We start from the raw sequence: 24,851 nt of genomic DNA, 5'->3' as shown, positions 1-24,851 counted from the left end.
TCACTATAGTCCCTGACTTATTCGCTAAGTCGGGGATTTTTTTTGAAACTTTTGTGCGGTTTTAGAAGTCTGATGCTTCAAATTATGTAAAAAACCAACAATGTCTTCTAGTAGCCAGGGCGTTCCAGGTTTGCCCGATTTGACCCATCCAACAGAGCTAATTCAGCTTGGGTCGCAATTAATTACAGCTTCTCTATTATTAGTATTTTTAGTCATAGCCTTGGGAATAGCGATCGCTCTGATGAGTTTCGCCTTACGACACAATTCGTCACAACAAACTATTTTTATTGGTGAATGGGCTATTCGTTATGCCCAAATTTTGCGGGGCTTGCAACACTTAGCCTTAGTATTAATTTTATTGGTGGGAGGATTTTTTCTCTCTTCTACCTTAAGCAATCGTTATCACCACTGGGAACAGGCAAAGATTGCCCAAGTAGTCCAAAGCGTTTCTGGGGATAAGCTAGAACAAATTGCGCCGCAAGTACGCTATGTCACCCAGGAACCATATACTTACACCACTCAAGTTAATGGCAAAATCGTCAAGGTCAATGATACGCAACAGGTAAGCCGCTTACTATCCTTGGCAGGCTCGCAAATTCAGGTAAAGTTGGAACAAAGCACCGATGTACAAGGACGTAGTGCGGTTTATCGTGCAGACTATACTGCTGATTACAAAGTAGTCAACCGCCTCAAGGATATTAATAATTTCTTCTTTGAAATACAGCCGCCCAATGGCTACTCATTACTATCTAACTATAAAGTAGAGCGCGATCGCACTAGATTAGAGCCAGTCAATCCAGGGAATTATAGCTTTGCCTTTCTTTTGGAACCAGGACAAGAAACCAGTTTTCGCGTTACTTATCAGGCGCAAGGAGGGCCGCGCTGGGTTTACAATAGCGCCGGACAGCTATTATCTAATTTTCGCCTGACAACAATAGCCAACTTTCCTGGGGCGGATTTTGCCAGTGGTATCGTACCTAAAGAAAGGAAAGCTGATGGACGCAGTACCCAATACACTTGGATATTTGATGATAATGTTTCTGTGAAAAACCCGTTTGGGGTATTTACAAATACAAACCCCATCCGCCAAACAGGCATTATTCCCCGTTTATTACTATTAGCACCAGCATTATTTTTGTGGTGGATCTTATTGCTATATTTATCTCTACCGATGAGTTTAACAAACGTAGCGATCGCCAGTAGTATCTACTTTGCTTGCTTGTTGACCTTAACCTACTTGAGCCGCTTTATGGATGCTCAATTAGCATGGACGATGATTTCCCTTGTCCTACTGACCTTAACTTGGGGCTTGGGTTCTACTCGTAGTGCTGCTTTGGCTGCCATCATTTGTACCATTGCTGGGGCAGTAGTACCAGTATTGGGATTATTGGTACCATACAGTGGCCTCACCTTGAGCGTTGCAGGTTTACTATCTGTGATTTGGTTGGCGGTGCGTCACTGGTATAACTGGGATATCTGGCAACCAGAAGACAGTAAACAATAATGAAAATCTGGTGTTTGGGGTTTCTACCTGGTTCTAGCACACCGATTCATGATGATTGCTTGGGCATTGATTTCTTTATACAAAGGTAGTCAAGACGAAACACTCTACAGCAGGGTAGATGGTGGTAATTTAGAAAGATACGCAGAATTAGAAGTAGTGGAAGAGCGATCGCTAAAACCAGATGATATCTACTACTAGTTACGTTCAGAAAGTCTGATTCTTGCTGTCACAACTACATCTGGGAGTCCATCTGTCTCTAATTTATGTCCTACGGTATTTGTTAATAAACGTTAGCAAAAAAGTATCGGAAAAAGAAAATGTCCGTATTTAGTAGACCCCTACCCCCCGTATTTAACAGTATTGAAGAAGAACGCCTACACCGCAAACAGCGTCTAGCAGCAGCTTTTCGCCTGTTTGGCAAGTTTGGCTTTAGTGAAGGAATCGCAGGTCACATCACAGCTCGTGACCCAGAATTTACAGACCACTTTTGGGTAAATCCCTTAGGGAAGTATTTTGGACACATTCGAGTTTCTGACTTGGTATTAGTGAATCGAGATGGTGATGTGGTCAAAGGCGACGCACTGATAAATCAAGCTGCTTTCGCCATCCATTCTCAAATTCATGAAGCTCGTCCCGATGTCGTCGCGGCTGCTCATGCTCACTCGATTTATGGTAAAGCTTGGTCTAGCTTAGGTCGTCTACTCGACCCTTTAACCCAAGATGCTTGCGCTTTTTACGAAGACCACGCCTTGCTGGATGACTATACAGGAGTCGTTTTAGAAACTTCTGAAGGTAAACGACTGGCTGAGACCTTAGGTAATAACAAAGCACTGATTTTGCGGAATCATGGCATTCTCACTGTAGGACACACAGTAGATGAAGCAGCATTTTGGTACATTAGCCTAGAGCGTTCTTGCCAAGCTCAACTACTAGCGGAAGCTGCTGGTCAACCCAAAATAATTGGCCATGAAACCGCCCGTTTGACCCATAGTCAGGTAGGGGAACCGAAAGCAGGTTGGTTTAGTTTCCAGCCTCTTTACGATAGAATCGTACGCGAAGAACCTGAATTGTTTGATTAGGTACTAGGGATATATCAATTCAAAATTCAAAATACTCTACGGGTAGGCTTATACCTACGTATTTAGGAAAAAATATATTTATGGATTTGCAACTCAGGGGCAAAGTAGCCTTAGTGACAGCAGCCAGTAAAGGATTAGGCAAAGCTACAGCATGGCAATTTGCCCGTGAGGGCGCAAAAGTGGTCATCAGTGCGCGCAGCCAGTTAGTTGAGAAAGCGGCGGCGGAAATTGCCAACGAAACTGGTGCAGAGGTGTTGGCTGTGCGTGCAGATGTTACTCAACCCGGTGACACCGAACAAGTTATTAATACAACAGTGGAAAGATTCGGTGGGCTAGATATTCTAGTGACAAACGCAGGCGGGCCACCGTCCGGTACGTTTGATGAAACGGATTTAGCAACCTGGGAAACTGCCATTAACTTAAATTTGCTCAGTGCGGTGCGTTTGGTAAAGTACGCCTTACCTCACTTGCGTCAATCAACTGCACCTGCAATCCTCACCATTACTTCCACCTCGACTAAACAACCAGTTAAAAATTTGGTGTTGTCAAACTCGATTCGTTTAGGGGTGATTGGTTTGACAAAAACTTTGTCTCAAGAATTGGGTAAGGAGCAAATTCGTGTCAACAGCATTCTACCAGGCTGGACATATACAGAACGAGTGGAAGAATTAATCAATGCACGCATGGCTAAAACTGGTCAGACAAAAGAGGTAGAAATTGCTAGTATTAATGCGGCTGTCCCCTTGGGACGAATGGGGAAACCAGAGGAGTTTGCTAATGTAGCGGTCTTTCTTTGCTCACCGGCGGCATCTTTCGTCAATGGTGTCATGCTACAAGTAGACGGCGGACTGAATGCTGGAACTTTTTAAAATTGGCATTAGGACTTAAGACGACAAATTTAGTTGAGCATTAGTAATTAATCTAGGAAAAATTGACCAATGCTCAACTATGACGAAGAAACTATCAAACCATTAAACTAAACAAGAACTATTTTTTCTTCTTGGTATTTTTATGGCTCTGCTTTCCGGCTTCAGAGTGCTGTTCTCTCGTACCACCACGAGTTTGCTTTTCTTCGCCGCTATCTTCAATTTCTTCGGTGTCTTCGCTTTCTTCGCCACCTTGTTTCTTGCGTCCACCGCCATGAGAGTGTTTACCACCTTCACGACCAATTTCCGCCATGTGTTCTCTATCTTGGCTTACAGTTTCGCCGCCTTTGCGTCCAGCTTCACGAGCTTCTTCGGGAGTAAATTCGTGAGCAGTACCTTTTTCATGAGCAGCCTGTCCGCCTTTACTGGCAATTTCACGTTGCTTATCTTCATCCATAGAAGCAAAGCCACGTTTACTTGTATCTGACATAATCTTGCTCCTTGTTACTAAGCAGATTTGTTGACCTTTCAGCCAGTGAAAATCTTTATATGATTCGTTATCAATTTAGCCAAGTAATTTAGTGACCTTCATGTCCCATTAGTGGGAATAATGTATGATTGAGCCTCAACTTTTGACATATAGCTGTTGACGGTTGACCGTTGACGGTTGACAGACTGGAAAGCCTTGTGTTGTGAGGGCTTTATCTGATACCAATTTGAAAAAATAATGCGACAAATAAACCATCTGTAGAGACGCGATGAATCGCATCTTTACCCAAGAATGTGTTGCAATCATTAATTGAATTGGTATGAGTTAGATGTCCTAATCTATCTGGCTACGGCTACATAACCGAAGTTACTAATTTTAAGTAGCCCGATAAAAGAATCAGAGACCAGAGGCTAATATTATCGAGTAGCTGAAATGAAGAGTTCTCTGCTGATATCTGCGTTTATGGCTCTTATTAACCAAATTTACAAGCTGATGGTAGATTTAGTCTTCTGATTCATTACCGATTATCCATTAAGCTGTCGCGTATTTAACTTGCAGTTCTTTTTGTGTTGGCTGTTAACAGTTGACAGTTAACCGTCAACCGTCAACAAACCATACAAGTGACTATGTAATTTAAAAGCGTAATGGCTTATCAATTAGCTATTGCCTGCAATTTTTTGTATTAAACTGAGTAACCTAGAAATGTAGGTATTTTTTTATTTAAAAGCTGAACCACAGAATATTAATCTAGGGTTTGGTATTCAAAGCCTGCTACTGGCAGGTTTTATCGTCTTTATATTTTATCCGCTAGGTATTTTGCAAAAGTCTAATGGTACAAACTCACACTGAAGTCAAACGCGTAGAGGAACTGCGCCGGTTGTTGCAACAAGCTAGCTATGCTTATTATGTCTTGGATACACCCGTTATGGAGGATGCTGTTTATGACCAACTGTATCGGGAACTGCAACAACTAGAAATTCAGCATCCAGAATTAGTCACACCAGATAGTCCGACACAGCGCATCGGGGAAAGGCCAGCCACACAGTTTCTCTCTGTGCGCCACAATATTCCCTTATATAGTTTAGAGAATGCCTTTAATGTAGACGAGTTGCAAGGTTGGGATCAACGTTGGCGGCGACAAGTAACACCAACGGAGGCACAATATGTGGCGGAACTGAAAATTGATGGTTCGGCGATCGCTCTCACGTATGAAAATGGTATTTTAGTCAGGGGTGCAACTAGGGGTGATGGAGTAGCGGGGGAAGATATCACCCAAAATGTCCGCACAATTCGCTCCATTCCCTTGCGGTTAAATTTTGACGGTATAGAAAATATTGCCAAGGTGGAAGTCAGGGGCGAGGCTTTCTTACCGTTGGAAGTGTTTAAACAAATCAATGAAGAAAGACAAAAAGCTGGGGAACAGCTATTTGCTAATCCCCGCAATGCGGCGGCTGGTACACTTAGACAATTGGACTCAAAGATTGTGGCGCGACGGCGGTTAGACTTTTTCGCCTATACCCTGCATATTTCGGGGATGGATGACGCGAGTATTACCAATACTCAATGGGAAGCTTTGGAATTGTTGCAAAAAATGGGTTTTCGGGTCAACCCTAACCACAAGCTTTGTCAGTCTCTAGCTGAGGTGGCAGATTATTATAATTACTGGGATACAGAAAGATTAAATTTACCCTATATGACCGATGGGGTAGTATTAAAACTCAATTCCTTTAAGCTACAAGAACAGTTAGGTTTTACCCAAAGATTTCCCCGGTGGGCTGTGGCGTTGAAGTATCCCGCCGAAGAAGCACCCACCCGTGTAGAAAATATTGCTGTGAATGTGGGAAGGACAGGGGCGTTAACACCGTTGGCGCAAATGCGCCCGGTGCAGTTGGCGGGAACTACGGTTTCTAGGGCTACTTTACATAATAGCGATCGCATCGCTCAATTAGATATCCGCATCGGTGATACTGTCATTGTCCGCAAGGCGGGGGAAATCATCCCCGAAGTTGTCAGGGTAATTAAGGAACTGCGCCCGGCTGACACCCAACCTTTTATTATGCCTAGTGATTGTCCCGTTTGTGGACAACCTGTGGTGCGGGAGACAGGGGAAGCGGTGACTCGGTGTGTAAATGCTTCTTGTCCAGCAATTCTCAAAGGCTCAATTGAACACTGGGTGAGTCGTGATGCTTTAGATATTAAAGGTGTAGGGGAAAAACTTGTACATCAGCTTGTAGATAAAGGTTTGGTGCATTCCGTTGCCGATTTATATGACTTGACAACAGAGCGATTATTTGCATTGGAAAGAATGGGCGAAAAATCGGCACAGAAATTAATTGAGGCGATCGCTCAATCGAAAAATCAACCTTGGTCAAGGGTATTATATGGTTTGGGCATCCGTCATGTGGGTAGTGTTAATGCCCAATTATTGAGTGAAAAATACCGCGCAGTCGCAGAATTATCTTCAGCCAAACAGTCAGATATTGCCGGAATTTATGGCATAGGTGCAGAAATTGCTCAGTCTGTCTACCAATGGTTTCGCATTGGTGCCAATCAAACTTTAATTGAGCGTTTGCAAGGGGCAGGATTACAATTTGCAAACACCGAAGAAATATCAGCAGTTGATCATGATAACTTCAAGTTGGGGGGTAAGACCTTTGTTATCACAGGGACTTTACCTACCTTGAAACGTGATGAAGCTAAAGCTTTAATTCAAAAAGCTGGGGGAAAAATAACAGAATCAGTTAGTAAAAAAACAGATTATTTAGTTGTAGGTGAAGATGCAGGCTCCAAGTTAGAAAAAGCGCAATCTTTAGGAATAAAACAGTTAACTGAAGCTGAATTAATGAAAATTTTAGCAGAATAAAAATTTTCATCTCACAAATTAGTCATAAAATGTTTGGAAAGGGTAAAGCATCTTAAAAATTCCTCTCCAAACCTCTCCTATGCAAACAGGAGTGACTGAGTCGCGCGAGTTTTTAAGGTGACAGCTTTACCAAGTTATAGGAAGTGGTTTAGAGGCTTTAACAACCCTATTTTTTTGTAAATACAAATGGTAAATAGCTTGTCAGAAGCATTACACAATATTTTTTGTCACTTGACGAAATTTTAGGGGTTTACATCTGTAATTTTCTACTCAATATTTTGGCGTAGTTAGGGCTGTCATTCTGAATTCGCCCACAGCATCCTCTGAGGAAAGTGGAGTGAGGAAATAAGCGGGTAAATATTTAATACTGAGCAAAGATTTTCTCCCACTCCCAGAAATTTTTATTTCTCAAGATAGATGCAATTATTTTAGGAAAAGCAATACTACTCCTAAAGATATATTTCTTTTATTTATCAAGTATCAAAATAGGTAACTGTATTCAGCTGAAGTAAAGCTGGAAAAATTACTGTGTAACCTCAAATAATGCAACTCCCTCCTTTTAATCGGTTTATAGATAATGAATGCTAGGCAGTCGAAAAAATCCCAGTCTAATACCCCTGATGAAGAGCAACAGGGGAATGAAAATGAATTATTTCCTATTGTGGGAATGGGGGGTTCTGCGGGAAGTTTAGAAGCATTCACAGAATTACTCAGCAATTTGCCAACCGATACAGGGATGGGGTTTGTGTTGATTCAGCACTTAGGCCCAGAGCAAAAAAGTTGGTTGAGTGAGATTCTGTCTCGGACAACTCAAATGCCCGTGGTAGAAGTACAGAATGGGATGGTTGTAGAACCAAATCATGTGTACGTAATTCCTCCCAATAGCATGATGACCATTTCTCAAGGGACTTTGCATTTGAGTCCCCGTAAGAAGACTCGCGGACAAGTGATGTCAATTGATACTTTCTTCTTTTCCTTAGCGGAGGAAAGGGGAAGCAAAGCTATTGCTGTGGTGTTGTCAGGGGGTGATGGCGATGGTACCAGAGGGCTGGAAGCAATCAAGGCGGCTGGAGGGATTACCTTTGCTCAGTGTCAGGAATCAGCAAGAGTTAGTAGTATGCCAAATACTGCTGTAGCTTCTGGTAGTGTAGACTTTATTTTGGCACCAGAAGCGATCGCCCAGGAGTTGGCAAAAATTAGCCGTCATCCTTATATCAATCCAGCAACTCCAGACAAATCATTTGAAATCATGCCAGAAAGTGGGAATGCTCTCCAAGCCATTTTCAATCTGCTCAAAGCTGCTAAAGGAGTTGATTTTAATTACTACAAGCAAACCACATTGAAGCGGCGCATCCTCAGACGGATGATTCTATATAAGCTGGAAAGCTTAGAGGATTATGTGCGTTATCTTCAGGAAAATCCGGCGGAAGTGAAAGCACTGTATCAAGATGTGCTAATCACCGTCACCAATTTCTTCCGAGATCCAGAAGTATTTGAAGCTTTAAAAACTACTGTATTTCCGCAGATTATTAGCAGAGATCAAACTCCCGACAAACCCATTCGTGTCTGGGTAGCGGGGTGTTCTACTGGTGAGGAAGCCTACTCCATTGCTATATGCTTACTGGAATATTTGTCTAATCAATCTATTAATACAACTGTGCAGATTTTTGCTACAGATATTAATGAGGTAGCAATTGAGAAAGCGAGAATCGGTATTTACAAGCATAGCCAAATTTTAGATGTTTTACCAGCACGCCTACAGCGCTTTTTTGTGCCGGTGGAAGGTGGCTATCAAATCAGCAAACCAGTCCGGGAATTGTGTGTCTTTGCCAGACAAAATCTCATTAGCGAACCGCCATTTTCTCGGCTCGATTTGATTAGCTGTCGCAATGTTCTAATTTATCTAGGAGCCACTGTACAGAAAAAGTTGATTCCCATGTTCCACTATGGGCTGAAATCAACTGGCTTTTTAATGCTCGGTACTTCCGAAACAGTAGGCGAGTTTAGCGATTTGTTTGGATTGGTTGACAGAAAGCATAAAATTTATGCGCGCAAAATGGCTCCTGCTAGGCTGGGGATGGATTTATTAACTAGTCATTATCCTACAGAACCAGCCAAACCCCAACCACCAGTTAACGAAGATGGTTGGAATGATTTGCAGATGCAGAAAGAGGCTGACCGAATTGTTTTGAGTCAATATGCTCCAGTGGGTGTAATCATTGATAATGATTTGGAAATTGTCCAGTTTCGCGGACAAACTAGTGCTTATCTACAACCGCCACCCGGTAGACCCAGCTTTAATCTGCTGAAGATGGCGAAAGCAGAATTACGGCTAGAACTACGCACTGCTATCCACCAAGCCAAAAAGCGGGGAATTGCTGTCAAAAAAGAAGGCTTATTAATTAAAGATAACGAGCAAGTCAAGCTGATAAAATTCGATGTTGTGCCGTTTAAAGCTCCAGGCAGAACAGAACGCTATTTTTTAGTTATGTTTGCAGAGATGCCAGGGGCAGAAACTTCTATGTTAGAGGTGGCTGGAGATGATACTCGGCAACAAAAACAAACTAATAACGAGCAGGAGATTAACCAACTCAAACAGGAGTTATCCAGTACTAAAGAGTATTTGCAGTCAATTATTGAAGAACAGCAAGCCACAAATCAAGACCTGAGAGCCGCTAACGAGGAGATTCTCTCTAGTAACGAAGAGCTGCAAAGCACTAATGAAGAACTAGAAACGGCTAAAGAAGAAATTCAAGCCACCAATGAAGAATTAAACACAATTAACGACGAACTACAACGGCGAAATATAGAATCAACTCAGGTCAGCAATGATTTACAAAATCTCCTCAGTAGTATCAATATTCCCATCCTCATGTTGGGCGGTGATTTGCGAATTCGGCGCTTTACCCCAACAGCAGAGAGAATCTATAACCTGATTCCCACAGATATAGGACGACCATTAAGTGATATTAATCACAATTTAAATATTTCTGACTTAGAACAGCAAATTCAAGAAGTGATCAGCACCCTCACCTTTAAAGTGCAAGAAGTACAAGACAACGAGGGGCATTGGTATGATTTACGCATCCGTCCCTACCGCACAATGGACAACAAAATTGACGGTGCTGTTGTGGTATTGGTTGACATTGACGCGCTTAAACGCAGTGCTGAACAACTGAGAGCATCCCGCGATTATGCCGAAGCCATTGTCGATACGGTGCGGGAATCCTTGGTGGTGTTGGATCTAAATTTACGGGTAGTGCGGGCTAATCGGTCTTTCTACGAGACATTCCAGATTCAGCCCCCAGAAACAGAACAACGCCAGATATTTGACGTAGGTAATGGACAATGGAATATTCCCCAATTGCGATCGCTCTTAGAAGAGATTCTTCCCAATATTGCCCCCTTCCAAGATATTGAAGTAGGCCATAACTTCGAGCAACTCGGATACAAAACTTTACGGCTCAATGCCCGGAAAATGCCGCAAATCGATGATACGCAATTAATTCTGCTGCTCATTGAAGATATCACCCAACAGAAGCAATTAGAAGCAGAACGGACACAACTACTCACACAAGAAAAGTCAGCCCGTGAAGCAGCTGAGACAGCCAACCGCGCCAAAGATGAGTTTTTATCAATTCTTTCCCACGAGTTGCGAAATCCCCTCAATTCCATGCTTGGTTGGGCAAGTTTGCTACGTATGCACCAAATGGACGCAGATACAGTTAATCAGGGTTTAGAAGCCATCGAGCGCAGCGCTCAAGCCCAAGCGCGCCTCATCAGTGATTTGTTAGATGTTTCCCGCATTAGCTCTGGTAGGCTGCGGATGGATGCTCAGATAGTTGAACTGATACCAATAATTGAAGCAGCGATCGCCGTCGTCCGTCTAGCAGCAGAAGCCAAAAATATTCATATTGAAACCCACTTAGATCCCACACACACAACAATCGTGGGTGATCCAATTCGTTTACAGCAGGTGATTTGGAATTTACTGTCTAACGCCATCAAATTCACCCCAGTCAGAGGCAGAATAGATATCACATTAGAGTACACAGATTTACACGCGCAAATTCAAATCAGCGATACTGGTCAAGGTATCAGCCCAGACTTTCTCCCCTTCATTTTTGACCGATTCCGCCAAGCAGATGGCAGTAGAACCCGCTCCAACACTGGTTTAGGCTTAGGGCTTTCCATTGTCCGCCATTTAGTAGAACTCCACGGCGGTACAGTAACAGCAGAAAGCCAAGGTACAGGGCAAGGTGCAACCTTTACAATTCGCTTACCGCTACAAACTATTCAAGGCGAGGTGTCTGTAATGAACACCAGCGATTCATTAGCTGCCACAAACAGAACCGAATTATCAACCGATAATATTTCCTCTCTCGCAGGACTGCGGGTTCTTGTGGTAGATGACGAACCAGATATCCGCCTGTTATTCAAATTAGTACTGGAAGAATACGGCGTGGAAGTAACAACCGTTGCATCAGCTAACGCCGCACTATCAACCCTGGTGGCAAATCCCCACGGCTACGACATCCTCCTGTCTGACATCGGTTTACCCGGAGAAGATGGTTACGCACTGATTCGCCAAGTCAGAGCGCTGAGTCCAGAACTTGGGGGGCAGATTCCCGCCGCCGCCCTAACAGCCTATGCAGGCTATGCAGAATATACACAGGCTTTAGCCGCAGGGTTTCAGATGCACCTTGCTAAACCCATCGAACCCTATCAATTAATTTCTTTAGTTGCTTCCTTGGCGGGAAGGGTTAGGGGGGTGTAGGGGTATAGGGGTATAGGGGTGTAGGGTGTAGGGGGGTAGGGAAGCTTGCAAAAATCCTAACTCAGCAATTTTCTAAGTAAACAATGCAGACAATTAACCACAATAAACCTGTTGCATAACCAGCCAACACGTCAGTAGGCCAATGTACACCTAAATAAAGCCGACTAAAACCTATGGACAAAATTAAAGTAGCCGTTGAGGCTAAAATCTGCTTGCGCCATTGGGGAAATTCTTTGGCTAAAACATAGCCGATGTAACCGTAAACTGCGGTGGAAACCATTGCATGACCACTAGGAAAGCTATAGTGGACTGCATTGACAATATAATCCCACAATGCTGGACGCGCTCTACCAAAAAGCTCTTTTAACAGGAAATTTAGACCTACTGCACCTACCGTAGCCATACCCAAACCTGTTGCTTCTCGACGGCGATGATAGCGCCAGAGATAAGAACCGAACCCTGAAGAAATTAATAAAAAAGATAGCGGTTCGCCCAAAAACGTGATGGACTGCATCATCTGGTCAAGCAGGGGATTGTGCAGCCTCTGAAGTTCTTGCAAAATGCTTTCGTCTAGACCATATTTAAATAACAGTCCGGCGCTAAAAGCAAAGGTAGTGGCTGTAGCGGCTGCAAGAATAACTTGAGTGTTGAGATTCTCTAATTGCGGTGGTATGATGCTCTGTGTGCTTGACTGTGCAATTGGGCTGATATTAACCGAGACTCTTCTATAGTCCAAAACAATATTTTGTAGGAGAGAGGCAATACCTTCTAAGCTAAAATTGGGGCGAAACATCACCAATACATTACCCGTGAAATGATTAGCACCCACTTGGGTAATGATATCTATCTTTAATAAGCGTAATTCGATATATCGTTTAAGCTCCTGGGAACCACGCAACCCCTTCACCTTAAATCTGGCTCTACCCTTAACAGCAGTATGTACCGCTCGAATCAAAGAGTATTCATCAGATAAATGACGATAATCATCTTTAGTTTGAGATTTCAGCGATTCCTGTAATAACATTTTGCCAGAAGATTCAAAACTATAGTTTTGTCTCCTAATTCTAGCGACATTAACAATTCAAAAAAAGGGACTAATAAGCTAATGCACGCCTAAATTACATAACCACTAATAAGGGCTGTTGACTGTTGACTGTTGACTGTTGACTGTTAACAGCCTTCACGATTGATTATGCAACTTAAAAGCAGAATAGCTTACCAATTCAAAATTCAAAATTAAGAAAGTCAGATTTGCTCTGGGTTTTAAGGTTTGGGTGTGTTAATTGATTTTGGAGAATTGGTATAAGTGTAAGGCTGACCTAACACAACCTGCTGGACTGACACAACTAAATGTGTGCAGTAACCGAAATTCCATCCGCGTCCATCCGCGTTTATTTGCGTTTAATTGCATCCCAATATAATGCACAAATTTAGCCACCAGGATACATACTGAAACAATCAAGACTTTGCTTGTAGGTAGACACTTTTAATTGCTAGATTTGGGAAATCTACCAAATAGCGCTATTTTTGAAAAATATACTCAGTTAAAATCTTCAAAATAAAAAGGTCAGTTAGCATCAATGCCACACTCTTATTCTTTTGACCAAGATAGTAACGGACATAAATCATTTGAACTACCCGGAGCTAGACCACACTATAACCCCGATCGCCCCGGACAAGTAGAGCATATTTTTCTCGATTTGAACTTAGATATTCCTCAGCAAAGTTACGCAGGTAGTTGTAGTATTCGTTTATTGCCTATCCGCAACGGTATAGATCGCTTAACTTTGGATGCGGTTAACTTGCAAATTCAATCTGTACAGGTGGATGAGGTAGAGCAGAACTTTGATTATGATGGCGAACAGTTGGTAATTCAACTATCTCAACCAACCGAGATTGGCAAACGGATATTGATAGCGATCGCCTATGCTGTGGAAAAGCCCCAGCGCGGTATCTACTTTATTCAACCAGATTCACACTACCCGAATAAAACCGTTCAAGTTTGGACTCAAGGCGAAGATGAAGACTCGCGCTTCTGGTTCCCCTGTTTCGACTACCCAGGACAGCTTTCTACTTCGGAAATTCGGGTGCGTGTTCCCAAATCTCTGATGGCAATTTCTAATGGCGAACTGATTGATACTCAAGAAGATGGCAAACATAAAATCTATCACTGGTCACAGCAACAAATTCATCCTACCTACTTGATGACTCTGGCTGTGGCAGACTTTGCAGAAATTCGGGATGAATGGCGTGGTAAACCAGTCACCTATTATGTAGAAAAGGGACGAGAGGCCGATGCTAAACGCAGCATGGGCAAAACTCCGAGAATGATTGAGTTTTTGAGTGAGAAGTATGGTTATGCCTACGCTTTCCCCAAGTATGCCCAAGTGTGCGTTAGTGACTTTATCTTTGGGGGTATGGAAAATACTTCCACTACCTTATTAACTGACCGATGTTTGTTAGACGAACGCGCCGCCTTAGATAACCGCAATACTGAAAGTTTGGTGGTTCACGAACTAGCCCACCAATGGTTTGGTGATTTGCTAGTTATTAAACATTGGTCTCACGCTTGGATTAAGGAAGGGATGGCTTCCTACTCGGAAGTGATGTGGACTGAACAGGAATATAGCGCCGAAGAAGCCGCATATTACCGCTTATTAGAAGCCCGGAGTTACTTGAGTGAAGATAGCGGACGCTACCGCCGACCGATGGTAACCCACGTTTATCGAGAAGCCATTGAACTTTATGACCGCCACACCTACGAAAAAGGGTCTTGTGTTTATCACATGATTCGGGCGGAATTGGGAGAGGACTTATTTTGGCAGGCAATGCAAACCTTTGTCCAGGATAATGCCCACAAAACTGTAGAGACAATAGATTTACTCCGAGCAATTGAAAAGGCTACCGGGCGCAATCTAGCTTTCCTATTTGACCAATACGTTTATCGCGGTGGTCATCCTGATTTTAAAGTGGCTTATTCTTGGGATGGGGAAGCGAAGTTAGCTAAGGTGACAGTCACCCAAACCCAAGTCCCCGCAGATAAGGCTAAAGATGTATTTGACCTGAGAATCCCCATTGGTTTTGGCTATAACCAAACAGAAACACCAGCAAAACTGCAAACTTTCACGGTGCGGGTGCATGAACGGGAACAAAGTTTTTATTTCCCACTTACAGATAAGCCAGATTTCATCAGCTTTGATGTGGGGAATCATTGGTTGAAAACTGTGTCTTTAGAATATCCCATCCCAGAGTTAAAAGCACAGTTGGCATCTGACCCAGATCCAATTTCGCGCATATATGCGGCGGCGGCTTTGGCGAAAAAAGGCGGATTAGAAGCGACTAAAGCCTTAGCAGCATCTCTGAAAAATGAACCATTCTGGGGTGTCCGGGTAGAAGTGGCGAAACAGTTGGCAGAAATTAAGCTAGACCAAGCCTTTGATGGACTAGTAGAGGGTTTGGCAGATAAAAGTGCTTATGTGCGGCGGGCAGTGGTGCAAGCACTAGCAACAATTAAAACTCGCCCTAGTTATAAAGCTGTCAAAGGTGTAGTCAAAGATGGTGATGCTAGTTACTACGTAGAGGCGGCAGCTTGTCTGGCTTTAGGTGCGATCGCTGCCATTAATTTTGATGACAAATCCAAAGAAGAAAAGGCCATCAAGCTTCTGCAATCGGTTTTAGAAGAAAGGGCTGGTTGGAATGAAGTAGTTCGCAGTGGGGCAATCGGCGGTTTAGCTGAACTCAAAACCTCGGAAGCGGCGTTAGATTTGATCCTTGAATACACCAAACTCGGTGTACCCCAACCATTACGCCTAGCGGCAATTCGGGCATTAGGCAAAATTTCCCCCGGTCAAACTCCGGTGAATTTAGAACGAATTATTGCCCGGCTAGGGGAACTATCCAAAGAAAACTTCTTTTTAACCCTGATGTCTGTTGTCGCCGCTTTAGGGCAAATGGAGACACCAAAGGCGATGGGAGTATTGCGATCGCTCGCAGACCAAACAGCCGATGGCCGTGTGCGCCGTTTCGCCGAAGAAGAACTGGCTAATGTGCAGAAAAACATCGGCACAGACAACGCTTTACGAAAATTACGCGAGGAACTTGACCAACTCAAACAACAAAACCAAGAACTCAAAAGCCGTCTAGAAAATCTAGAGGCTAAATCTCAGACTGTTAAACAATAATCAGATGTCTTTGGTTTAAATTGCACAGTTTTTCGTGTTGGCTGTTGACAGTTGAAGGTTGACAGTTGACAGTTAACCATCAACTGTCAACAAACCATACAAGGGTCATAGCTTATCTAGCTTGGTAATGGTGGAGCTAGAGGTGCGCGTCTTGTAGCACCACCTCCACCTATGCTAGTCGGGCTATTGTTATCCACGATGTAAACTGCCTGATATAGCTTCATGATGTCGTTGTAAAAAGTACCAGATGAAGCCTCGAAACTGTAACCATATTTTGTTTTAAACTCTTCTGGAACTCCTTTTTCTACTGCTATATAATGACCGTCCCATCCAGCATCATCAACAACATAAGCACCGTAATTTTGTAATGCACGAAAAAGCTTTTTGCCAACTGGAGTTTGTAATTGCAGACTCGACTCAGTAACAGATGGCGGAATTGCTAGTAGGGTTCCTTGTACAAAAGCAGGGTTTTTTCCACCATAATTAGTGGCGGCGGCGTTGTCAGCTCGGTCTGCTGGCCAGCGATACCCAGGAAGACTACTGGAATAATAGAAGTATTTTTTCCCCCATAGGACAAACTTGATGGCGTGGCGAATTGGTAGATCATTAGTCAGTTCGCCTCTACGAATTGAACCGCCAATAGAAGAAAGTCCAGATCCGAAATGCGCTCCACCTATGCCTTGACCAGATAAACTCAAATCAGGGTAATAGCGCCAACCATAAATCGGCCCGCCCTTTTGACATCGAGCTAACGGCTCAAGCTGTACTAAAGTTTTACCATCTGGCATCAAAAAAGCGGAGGCATTGTTCGGCGTACTATAGGGAGTCAAGGTAGCGTCGGGAATGATTAAACTATTGGGAACAGGTAGAGATATGTTCATATAATTCGTACCAGCACACCTTTTAGTCCAGCTACCAGGAGAATAAACAGGACGTAAAGGATCACTAGCTTTTAACTTGTAAAAATACTCTCGATCCGGGCCAAACCAACCAGCCTTTTGAATGTTTGCTGGGATATATTTAGCGTCTGAGCCTATGGGCATATTCCAAATTGATGTGGTGGAAAATGGCCATAACCAAGGGTCTCTTGTAACTGTTTGACTATTAGTAGCTGATGTTGTAGAGAAAATAGTCAATCCAATACTTATTATTACCGCAAATATACGTAATTGACGCTTGCGGTATTTCCAGAGAGAAAACAATTTCATCAGAATCTAGCCTAGAGAAGTTGATCAAGGGAACTAAGCTATAACTTACGCACTAAGCAGCAAAACTCATGTGATAGTCGTCTTTTTCGACTGTTTAGCTAACACATTGGTATGTATATTTAGGAAACTAGAATCAGCGATTTGTCTGCATACCAATGATGATATGTGTCTGCGGAGTGCGTAAAAAATATAACTTGGAGATAGTCTTCCCAGACTAAGGTTGTAAATAACAGTGAAGAAGTTGTAGTTTTATAAAGTATAATTAATAAAAAGATAGAAATATCTGGGTTGTTCAATAAGCTAGCATAGCCGCGAACAAGCCCAAAAATCAAGATTAATAGTTTTTTTTCACAGAAAACTACCCTTACCTTCGACTAGCAAACAACTTGCGGGTCAACACACAAAAGGACACTGTAAATTTCCCAGAAGAAGAGGCAGACAAAGGCGTGGGTCAGTATCAACCTGGTCAGCTAAAGCGCTACAATCCCGATGCGATCGCTCGTTACTATCGTTTTCGTCCCTGGCTAGCATGGGGACGGCTATTCAAAATAACTTGGTCTTTTGCCACGTTTATTTTGGGTTTGAAGTGGGATGAATGGCAAAATCAAGTAGAGCAGAACAAGGGAAAACGAGCTACCCAGTTGCGAGAACTACTTACCCGTTTAGGTCCCACATTTATTAAGGTCGGTCAAGCTCTCTCCACTAGACCAGACCTCATACGTAAGGATTTCCTAGAAGAACTCATCAAGCTGCAAGACCAATTGCCAGCTTTTGATAATGCGATCGCTTATCACATTATCGAATCTGAGTTGGATCGACCCATATCAGATATATATAGTGAGCTTTCACCAACTCCAGTTGCAGCAGCTAGTTTAGGTCAAGTCTACCGAGGACGCTTACTCAGTGGTGAGGAAGTCGCTGTTAAGGTACAACGCCCTCATCTGCGCCCCACTCTCACCCTTGACCTTTATCTCATGCGCTGGGCTGCTAGTTGGTTAGCACCTTGGCTACCACTGAATCTTGGTCATGATTTGACCTTGATTGTGGATGAGTTCGGCACTAAGTTATTTGAGGAAATTGACTACCTCAATGAAGGTCGCAACGCAGAAAAATTTGCTCACAACTTCCGCAATGACCCTCAAGTCAAAGTCCCCTGTATTTATTGGCGTTTTACCAGTAGTCGAGTTTTAACTTTAGAGTGGATTAACGGCTTTAAGCTCACAGATACCACCAGTATTCGCCAAGCAGGTTTAGACCCAGAAGACATTATTCGGATTGGTGTCACCTCAGGTTTACAACAATTGCTAGAGTACGGCTTTTTCCACGCCGATCCCCACCCAGGTAATTTGTTTGCCATGCCTGACGGTCGTATGGCTTATATCGACTTTGGCATGATGGATCAGTTGGAAGAAAGCAGTAAAGAAAATCTGGTAGATGCACTAGTGCATCTAGTCAACAAAGACTATAGCGATTTAGCCTTAGATTTTGTCAATTTAGGCTTTCTGACTGCCGATACCAATATTGCCCCCATTATTCCGGCATTGGAAACAGTGCTAGGAAATGCCATTGGTAAAAATGTCAGCGATTTTAACTTTAAAACCATCACAGATCAGTTCTCGGAACTGATGTATGAGTATCCATTTCGAGTTCCTGCCAAGTTTGCTTTAATTATTCGTTCCCTGGTGACACAAGAAGGGATTGCACTGAGTCTCAATCGCAATTTTAAAATTGTGGATGTGGGTTATCCTTACGTAGCCAGACGCTTACTAACTGGAGAATCTCCCGAATTAAGAAGGCGGTTGCTGAATGTGCTATTCAAAGATGGTAGATTTCAGTGGCAACGCTTGGAAAATTTGATTGCGATCGCTCGCAGTGATAACAATTTTGATGTGTTACCCACAGCCAGAATGGGTTTGCAATTTCTCTTGTCTGATGAAGGTCAATTTCTCCGCCGCCAGTTAGTGTTAGCGCTGACAGAAGATGACCGCTTGCACACAGAAGAAGTCCAACGTCTGTGGTCTTTGGTGAAAGATGACCTCCAACCAAATCGCATATTAAATGTGGCGATCGGTTTGTTGACAGATTTATCTAGAGAAGGAGTTGCCGCTATTTTACCTAAAGCAACAACTTTTGCATTCTTGGATGAATCCCAATCAAAAAATTAAAAATCAACTTTTCTCACCTTTTTAAAAAATTTCGTTAATTTTCATGGGGAGTTTTCATGTACTATTATCCTTTGCAACCGCCCTATTTCTTACTACTTTTAGGTCTATTTGTAGCAGTAACTTCCGGTATTGCCTTATCTGGGACACTGAAATTAGTAGTACAAAAGTGGCAAATCAATAGCGCCGAAAATTCTCAAGCTAGTTCGTCATTAAAAAAACTTTTGTCTGTACCTTTTATAGGAATAACAAGCGGTACTTGTTTATTTTTATCCTCTGGTTTAGAAATATTTGGCTTTCCTGATTCTCTAGCTTTAGCAATTGGTTTACCTCTCAGTTTGCTGACTTGTCTATTAGTTTGGTTGCAATTAGGTAGTATGTTAACTTTTGCAGAACGCCAAGGGATGAAATCACTAGACTTAGATACTTGAGGGGAAGACTAGCAAAAATCAATATCCGTACTTAACAAATTGATGAAGATTTGGTAATACGTAAGTAGTTATGCGTGATTAAATGTAAGATGTAATTGCGATACTTACGGGAATCGATGGTAGAACATATTATATTTATTTAATTCTACCTACTTAATAGGGAAATTACTTATTACCGAAATGACAGGTTTAAGCTCTCTATTGAGTTCAGTATTTTGGGTTCCCGTCCCTCGCAAGTAATATTTCTTACAAGTCAATTTTATGCTTGTTTTTGTAATACCTTTAAAAAGCCAACAAGTTGCTAAATCTTGGAAGAATGTTTCTCAGCTGTTTGAGAGATGCCTCCGCTCAATTTGTGAACAAACTGATACTAACTTTAGAGTAGTTGTTGTTTGTCATGAAAAGCCGGATATAAAGTTTAACCATCCTCATGTTAATTATGTTGAAGTTGACTTTCCCATACCTGATCGCAATATCCTTCAACAAAGGCAAGATAAAGGAAAAAAAATCATTAAAGGGTTGATGTATGCCCGGCATTTTTCACCAACTCATGTCATGATTGTTGATGCTGATGATTGTCTTAGTGGGCGTATTGCTGAGTTTACAAATCAGCATCCAAATGTTAATGGCTGGTATTTGAATAAGGGATATGTTTATCAGGAGAAAAGTGCTTTTATTTACTATAGAAAATCACATTTTCACTCTTGGTGCGGAACTTGTAATATTCTAAAGTTTGATACCTGCAATTTACCTAGCAAAGATGATGATTATCCTGAAGATTTAGTAAATCTTTATATCGCCCATAAAAAATTACCAGAATTTATGATTAAGAAGGGTCTGGTAATAGAAGAACTACCATTTATCGGCGCTGTTTATATTATTGGCAATGGAGAAAATATTTATCAGAAAGGTTTCTCAAGTATACACAATGAAAATAAAAATAAGATATTTTTCCTCCTCAAAGAAGCGCTAAAGTTTAGACCGATAAATTCATCTATTAGAAAAGAGTTTGGTGTTTATCAATTGTCATAGATTGTTAAAGCCAAAACGCCCGACTTTATAAGCTTTTTGGCTTTAATTTCAACTACTTTGTAAGCTGCCGTAATTGAGTTTTGATGCGGTTTAAAGTTTTTTCCCACTGGCTTTGTTTCGCTGGGGTAGGTATTTCCAATGTAGGTAAAGTAGGATTGAGATTTCGATAATGTTCCCATATTTCCCAGTAGGGACAACCTGGTTGAATACGAATACCAGCCCAATGCAGATATTGCAAAGGTTGATTAATATGAGGGTCAAATACTAAGTTACCTTGAGTTTGGAAATGAGCAGAACCAGCCCAATTACCTGGTGCTTTACCTTCTCGGCGCACAATGTTGAACCGCCGTGGAATGCGCTTGAGCAACATATAATTAATGATTGGTTGATCAGAAGTCTTTTGTGAAAAGTCAAAATATTCGGGATGGGCTGCACACTCGCTAAAAGTGGCGAATAAATCATCTGCCGAAATTAAGTTTTTTTTAGAACCCCAAAACCCGCCATTAAATATATCTTTAACTTCTGCTTCAGTAAAAACTTTATCTTCTAAAACTTTAGATGTAAAAACGTTTTTTATGCCGCCGGAATGTTGATAATCGCAGCAAATGAAATCTGCTGACTCAAGGTAGTTAAGATTATCAATGATTTTTTCAAAGACAACAATATCAGTATCAATATATAGAAATTCGTCGAAAGGGCCAAACCAACAGGCCTGCTTACGAAATTGATTAGGACGGGCAAAAAAGCGCCCACCAAAAGTTTCGTGTAATCTTTGAGAAAGTTGGTCTATAAAAGCTAAATCATCATAAAGTTGGACTCCATAGTTTTGCTTCAGGATGTCTGCTATCTTGTGATAATTATCATCATAGGGAATCATCACAACTGGCGTATCTGCGTCATGTAATCGGATACTATTTAGTAGTGCGATCGCCTGATCAATAACTTTATCGTTAGCTATAATGTAAATTCCCCGACTCATATCCTTCACCTCACACTGTTAAACCTAATTTTTTTAAAATTCTTTTGCCTAGACTGGGGTAAGTTTCGATAACTTTGGGCTTGGTTGTGAACTGTGGGCGCTGGCTTGGTTCATGCAGATAGCGGTAATGCAAGAACACATCTCTATAGGGAAAGTCAAGATTTTCTCCAGCACAAACTTGTCTAAACAAAGCTGATCTTAGCCCAATATAATGAATATATGTGAGTCGATTACCTTTATCATATAAAATGTTATCCCGCACTTCAAAATGGGGAGAAGTTACACAACAACCAGTTTTTTCTTGATTGGATAAACTGCGAGCGAAATTATAATTAGAAATGCCTAACCGCATAATCATATAATTAAGTACAGTTTGGTCAGGAGCCATATCATAAAGGACTTCAGCCTCTCCCTGAGCCAGTTTATCTAGAATAATTTCTCGATTCTCAGCAGTAAATAACCCTTTTTTAGCAGCATAAAACCCCGAACAAAATATCTCTGTTTGTAATTTTTCTTTGGCAAATAACTCTTTTAATTTGGGAGAATTAACATTATAAACATGAGATAAATCTTTATACTGGAAGTCATGAACTACCCAATCATAGTGATTGAGTTGCTGAAAAACCGCATCTAAGGAACTCATTAATAATGTGTCTGCATCCATATAGACAAAGCGGTCAAAAGGCCCATCAAAGGCACAGAAACGGCGATGAGTACCAACTCGAAAATATTTGTCCTCACTAATCTTTTGCCAATGTGCTTTAGCTGTAGGATGAGTATCCCAAACACGACGCACAAATTCATCCCATTGTTTGATTGACTCTTGATGATCATAAAGCTGTACATGAGGACGACGGGCAATTTCCGCAGCAATTTCCGTTGTCTCGTCGTCATAGGGATAAATGCAAACAGGCATTTGTGTCCCGTAGATTGCTTCAATACTATTAAGTAGAGCAATTAACTGGTCGTAAACTCGATCGTTTGCAAGGGTACAAATACCATCCATATATTACTCACCGTTGATTAATAAAATTTATCAAATACTGTCTAGGAAAATTTAGTAACGAATTCTGACAACCAATTGAGCAAGTTTAACTTGTGTAAGATGATTTGTCTGGCTTCGGCGATCGCATCCTTGGCAGCATACCAAGCATCAGGGGTAGTCGTCACTTCTTGGATGTAAGCGATACCTTTTTCATCCAAACTGGGTAAGCGTAAAAAACTGCCTGGGGGTAATAGCTTATCTGCGGCTGGCCCACCGTAATAAATTGGTAAACACCAAGCCAACAGCGCATCCCATAATTTTTCACTCACATACCAATCATTTTCCGCATAATTTTCAATTGATAAGTTGTAATAATATGGAGCCATTCCATACCACTTGTTACCCAATTCTCCTAATGATTTTGCCCATACAGGTAAATCACGTCCATATACATTACACTTAACTTCGCTAGCTTGTAGTAATTCCAAAAATTTTAATCGGCGACGATGGTTAACAGTCCGGCTAATACCAGAAGTTATCCAACTGCAAGGAAAGACTTTTTCGGGGACAGGCATTTCATTTAGTTCCCGAAATGAGTTGTTGTGATACCAAATTGCCGGCATATAATCAGGCGTAGGGGCAAAATCATCAGGGCCAGAAATATAACCGCAATACTTTTTTGCTTCTTGATAGTAGCGTTTATTTTTTTCTACAATCTCATCTAGGGGAGGTTCGCGTAATAGATAAATAATTTTTTCTTTGGGAACATTCCTGAGTAGAGATTCAACACTGATTTGTGGATTTTGTAGTTTGCGCTTTAGCTTATCTATCAAAGATGTTTGCTGATTATCTTTAGGAAAATCAAATTGATACATTAACAGAAAATCTGGTTTTTCCGAAAGTGCTTGTATTTGAATATTTTGCCAAATACCAAATTGTTGGGGTGTTTGTTGCCACAGCCAATCTGCTCTTTTTGCCAGATTGCGGTAGCTGGTAATCATGCCAATTTTCTGTATGTGCATAGAGCCAATATTCATTATTTATAATGTAATTTTAAATTTAAGCTATGAGTGGCGGACGAAAAGATTCATCTACATAACTGAGGATTTTTTCGGCTCTATTTTCCCAAGAAAATGGTTTAGCTAATGCAATATTATTTGTGTAACCTTCTATTTGTCTCGGATAAATTTCTAATGCTTGTTTCAGTGCTTTAGCCAGTTGGTAAGGATTATCCGGTTCACACCATACAGCAGCTAAAGGCATATCTTTAAAAAGCATTAACGGAGGGATTTCTGTAATTACTATGGGAGTTCCAGAAGCCATGTATTGGAAAAATTTCACTGGATTGGTGAAATTAGCGGATTTGCCAGAACAGTGGGGATGAACCAAAATATCAGCAGCTTGAAATAGACTAACTAAGCGTTGGCGAGGCAATATCCAACCTAGAAACTTGACATTTTCTACTTGTTTATCTTTAGCCAATTGTTGATAAGCTGTCACTTGTTCTGTCTTACCGCCTGTAATAGCAAACTGAACTTGTGGTAATTCTTTGGCTGCATCAATTAAAACATCAATACCTTTAAAAGGGTATAAAGCACCAGAATAAACCACTAGGGACTGATGTTCATCTTTGAGTAATTCTTTGCGCCATGCTGTGGCTTGTTCTGATTGTCGTAGTAAAAATGATTGATCAAATCCGTTATGTACCCAAACAACTTTTTCTGGGGGAAATCCCTGTTCAATCAAACTTTGTCTAATAATTTCTGATTGGGTGACAGCAACTTGTAGAAATGGGCTTTCAACAATGGCTTTGGGAACTTTTTCCTTTTGGAAGTAGTGTCGTTCGTAGATAGTGGGAATGCGATTTTTGATTGCTGCTTGGACAAAGTTCCAGTCTCTAGTGTGAACGATTTTTGTATATTTTAGGAGATGAAATGGTAAATAATATCGCGTTACCACTGTACTAGAGGCTGTAAATTTACCCCCTACACAATCAATCGGCCAGGGCATTGGTAAAGATGCCACTTTTAGCTTATCTTGCACATCGTAAAAATCTACAAAATTCTGATCGGGCTGTTTTGGTTGGAAAGGATTAAGTAAATCTAATGTATTCCCTGAACCTCGGTTAGGTTCTGGATATACTAAAACAGAGGCATATCCTAAATTAGCTGCGCCATTAGCACAAAGAACATCATGAATTTCGTGAGCCGTATCTGGTTTCTGGGAGATTATTCTACTATAGAAAATATATTTATTTTTCATTGTTTACTTTAGGGCAAATAATTCTGTGAGCG

16 protein-coding genes and 1 pseudogene are annotated in these 24,851 nt (G+C 41.6%); 10 read left to right on the top strand and 7 right to left on the bottom strand.

Translation table 11 applies throughout. The features are described 5' to 3' along the window. Positions 1-100 precede the first annotated feature (100 nt). The 4 genes and pseudogenes from H6G14_RS18105 (at position 101) to H6G14_RS18090 (ending at position 3,452) form a co-directional block, all read left to right on the top strand. Positions 101-1,504: a hypothetical protein gene (locus tag H6G14_RS18105; RefSeq protein ID WP_190568724.1), complete on the top strand. Its 1,404-nt coding sequence runs from the start codon at positions 101-103 to the stop codon at positions 1,502-1,504. A gap of 48 nt (positions 1,505-1,552) precedes the next feature. Beyond that, positions 1,553-1,702 carry a hypothetical protein gene (locus tag H6G14_RS18100; protein WP_190568723.1) on the top strand — a complete coding sequence of 50 codons (150 nt, stop codon included), beginning with the start codon at positions 1,553-1,555 and terminating at the stop codon, positions 1,700-1,702. A gap of 116 nt (positions 1,703-1,818) precedes the next feature. Then, positions 1,819-2,583, top strand: a pseudogene (locus tag H6G14_RS18095) (class II aldolase/adducin family protein); the annotation flags it as partial. 80 nt (positions 2,584-2,663) lie between these two features. Then, positions 2,664-3,452 carry an SDR family oxidoreductase gene (locus H6G14_RS18090; RefSeq protein WP_190568722.1) on the top strand — a complete coding sequence of 263 codons (789 nt, stop codon included), beginning with the start codon at positions 2,664-2,666 and terminating at the stop codon, positions 3,450-3,452. Positions 3,453-3,570: 118 nt separating this feature from the next. Here H6G14_RS18090 and H6G14_RS18085 read toward each other — a convergent pair whose 3' ends face one another. Further along, positions 3,571-3,939 carry a con-10 family general stress protein gene (locus H6G14_RS18085; RefSeq protein ID WP_190568721.1) on the bottom strand — a complete coding sequence of 123 codons (369 nt, stop codon included), beginning with the start codon at positions 3,937-3,939 and terminating at the stop codon, positions 3,571-3,573. A gap of 829 nt (positions 3,940-4,768) precedes the next feature. On the opposite strand from H6G14_RS18085, the gene ligA reads away from it, so the two are divergent. Together ligA and H6G14_RS18075 are read left to right on the top strand one after the other, a co-directional pair. Then, a complete protein-coding gene (gene ligA, locus H6G14_RS18080; RefSeq protein ID WP_190568720.1) occupies positions 4,769-6,802 on the top strand; it encodes an NAD-dependent DNA ligase LigA in 2,034 nt (677 codons plus the stop codon). Between the two features lie 577 nt (positions 6,803-7,379). Next, a complete protein-coding gene (locus H6G14_RS18075) occupies positions 7,380-11,579 on the top strand; it encodes a chemotaxis protein CheB (RefSeq protein ID WP_190568719.1) in 4,200 nt (1,399 codons plus the stop codon). Positions 11,580-11,640: 61 nt separating this feature from the next. Here the strand turns inward: H6G14_RS18075 and H6G14_RS18070 are convergent, their stop codons facing one another. Continuing rightward, entirely contained in the window at positions 11,641-12,603 is a 963-nt protein-coding gene (locus H6G14_RS18070) for a phosphatase PAP2 family protein (RefSeq protein WP_190568718.1), read from the bottom strand. A gap of 556 nt (positions 12,604-13,159) precedes the next feature. Here H6G14_RS18070 and H6G14_RS18065 point away from each other — a divergent pair. Then, positions 13,160-15,760, top strand: a complete 2,601-nt coding sequence (locus tag H6G14_RS18065; protein ID WP_190568717.1) for a M1 family metallopeptidase — start codon at positions 13,160-13,162, stop codon at positions 15,758-15,760. 116 nt (positions 15,761-15,876) lie between these two features. On the opposite strand, the gene H6G14_RS18060 is transcribed toward H6G14_RS18065, so the two are convergent. Further along, positions 15,877-16,968, bottom strand: coding sequence for a hypothetical protein (locus H6G14_RS18060; protein ID WP_190568716.1), 1,092 nt, complete (start codon positions 16,966-16,968; stop codon positions 15,877-15,879). 446 nt (positions 16,969-17,414) lie between these two features. Here H6G14_RS18060 and H6G14_RS18055 point away from each other — a divergent pair, with 446 nt between their 5' ends. From H6G14_RS18055 to H6G14_RS18045, 3 genes are all read left to right on the top strand, one after another. Next, positions 17,415-19,133: an AarF/UbiB family protein gene (locus H6G14_RS18055; RefSeq protein WP_190568734.1), complete on the top strand. Its 1,719-nt coding sequence runs from the start codon at positions 17,415-17,417 to the stop codon at positions 19,131-19,133. Between the two features lie 56 nt (positions 19,134-19,189). Next, a complete protein-coding gene (locus H6G14_RS18050) occupies positions 19,190-19,561 on the top strand; it encodes a hypothetical protein (protein WP_190568715.1) in 372 nt (123 codons plus the stop codon). Between the two features lie 261 nt (positions 19,562-19,822). Then, positions 19,823-20,593 (top strand): glycosyltransferase family A protein, encoded by a 771-nt coding sequence (locus tag H6G14_RS18045; RefSeq protein ID WP_190568714.1) that lies wholly within the window; start codon positions 19,823-19,825, stop codon positions 20,591-20,593. 52 nt (positions 20,594-20,645) lie between these two features. Here H6G14_RS18045 and H6G14_RS18040 read toward each other — a convergent pair whose 3' ends face one another. The 4 genes from H6G14_RS18040 to H6G14_RS18025 are packed head-to-tail and all read right to left on the bottom strand — an operon-like array spanning position 20,646 to position 24,819. Then, positions 20,646-21,572, bottom strand: a complete 927-nt coding sequence (locus tag H6G14_RS18040; protein WP_190568713.1) for an Npun_R2821/Npun_R2822 family protein — start codon at positions 21,570-21,572, stop codon at positions 20,646-20,648. Positions 21,573-21,582: 10 nt separating this feature from the next. Then, complete coding sequence (locus H6G14_RS18035; RefSeq protein WP_190568712.1) at positions 21,583-22,578, bottom strand: Npun_R2821/Npun_R2822 family protein; 996 nt, start codon at positions 22,576-22,578, stop codon at positions 21,583-21,585. A gap of 41 nt (positions 22,579-22,619) precedes the next feature. Next, a complete protein-coding gene (locus H6G14_RS18030) occupies positions 22,620-23,594 on the bottom strand; it encodes a glycosyltransferase family 10 domain-containing protein (protein WP_190568711.1) in 975 nt (324 codons plus the stop codon). Between the two features lie 22 nt (positions 23,595-23,616). Further along, positions 23,617-24,819: a glycosyltransferase gene (locus H6G14_RS18025; protein WP_190568710.1), complete on the bottom strand. Its 1,203-nt coding sequence runs from the start codon at positions 24,817-24,819 to the stop codon at positions 23,617-23,619. Positions 24,820-24,851: the final 32 nt, after the last annotated feature.

This window comes from Nostoc parmelioides FACHB-3921, from assembly GCF_014696625.1.
GTDB lineage: Bacteria > Cyanobacteriota > Cyanobacteriia > Cyanobacteriales > Nostocaceae > Trichormus > Trichormus parmelioides.
Note: the sequence above shows the minus strand (reverse complement) of the source record. Positions and strands in the feature narration are given on the sequence as shown.

Bases quoted from the DNA above. Each gene is read 5' to 3' on its own strand.
- H6G14_RS18105 (WP_190568724.1), top strand. From the start codon at position 101: ATGTCTTCTAGTAGCCAGGGCGTTCCAGGTTTGCCCGATTTGACCCAT.
- H6G14_RS18100 (WP_190568723.1), top strand. From the start codon at position 1,553: ATGATGATTGCTTGGGCATTGATTTCTTTATACAAAGGTAGTCAAGAC.
- H6G14_RS18090 (WP_190568722.1), top strand. From the start codon at position 2,664: ATGGATTTGCAACTCAGGGGCAAAGTAGCCTTAGTGACAGCAGCCAGT.
- H6G14_RS18085 (WP_190568721.1), bottom strand. From the start codon at position 3,939: ATGTCAGATACAAGTAAACGTGGCTTTGCTTCTATGGATGAAGATAAG.
- ligA (WP_190568720.1), top strand. From the start codon at position 4,769: ATGGTACAAACTCACACTGAAGTCAAACGCGTAGAGGAACTGCGCCGG.
- H6G14_RS18075 (WP_190568719.1), top strand. From the start codon at position 7,380: ATGAATGCTAGGCAGTCGAAAAAATCCCAGTCTAATACCCCTGATGAA.
- H6G14_RS18070 (WP_190568718.1), bottom strand. From the start codon at position 12,603: ATGTTATTACAGGAATCGCTGAAATCTCAAACTAAAGATGATTATCGT.
- H6G14_RS18065 (WP_190568717.1), top strand. From the start codon at position 13,160: ATGCCACACTCTTATTCTTTTGACCAAGATAGTAACGGACATAAATCA.
- H6G14_RS18060 (WP_190568716.1), bottom strand. From the start codon at position 16,968: ATGAAATTGTTTTCTCTCTGGAAATACCGCAAGCGTCAATTACGTATA.
- H6G14_RS18050 (WP_190568715.1), top strand. From the start codon at position 19,190: ATGTACTATTATCCTTTGCAACCGCCCTATTTCTTACTACTTTTAGGT.
- H6G14_RS18045 (WP_190568714.1), top strand. From the start codon at position 19,823: ATGCTTGTTTTTGTAATACCTTTAAAAAGCCAACAAGTTGCTAAATCT.
- H6G14_RS18040 (WP_190568713.1), bottom strand. From the start codon at position 21,572: ATGAGTCGGGGAATTTACATTATAGCTAACGATAAAGTTATTGATCAG.
- H6G14_RS18035 (WP_190568712.1), bottom strand. From the start codon at position 22,578: ATGGATGGTATTTGTACCCTTGCAAACGATCGAGTTTACGACCAGTTA.
- H6G14_RS18030 (WP_190568711.1), bottom strand. From the start codon at position 23,594: ATGAATATTGGCTCTATGCACATACAGAAAATTGGCATGATTACCAGC.
- H6G14_RS18025 (WP_190568710.1), bottom strand. From the start codon at position 24,819: ATGAAAAATAAATATATTTTCTATAGTAGAATAATCTCCCAGAAACCA.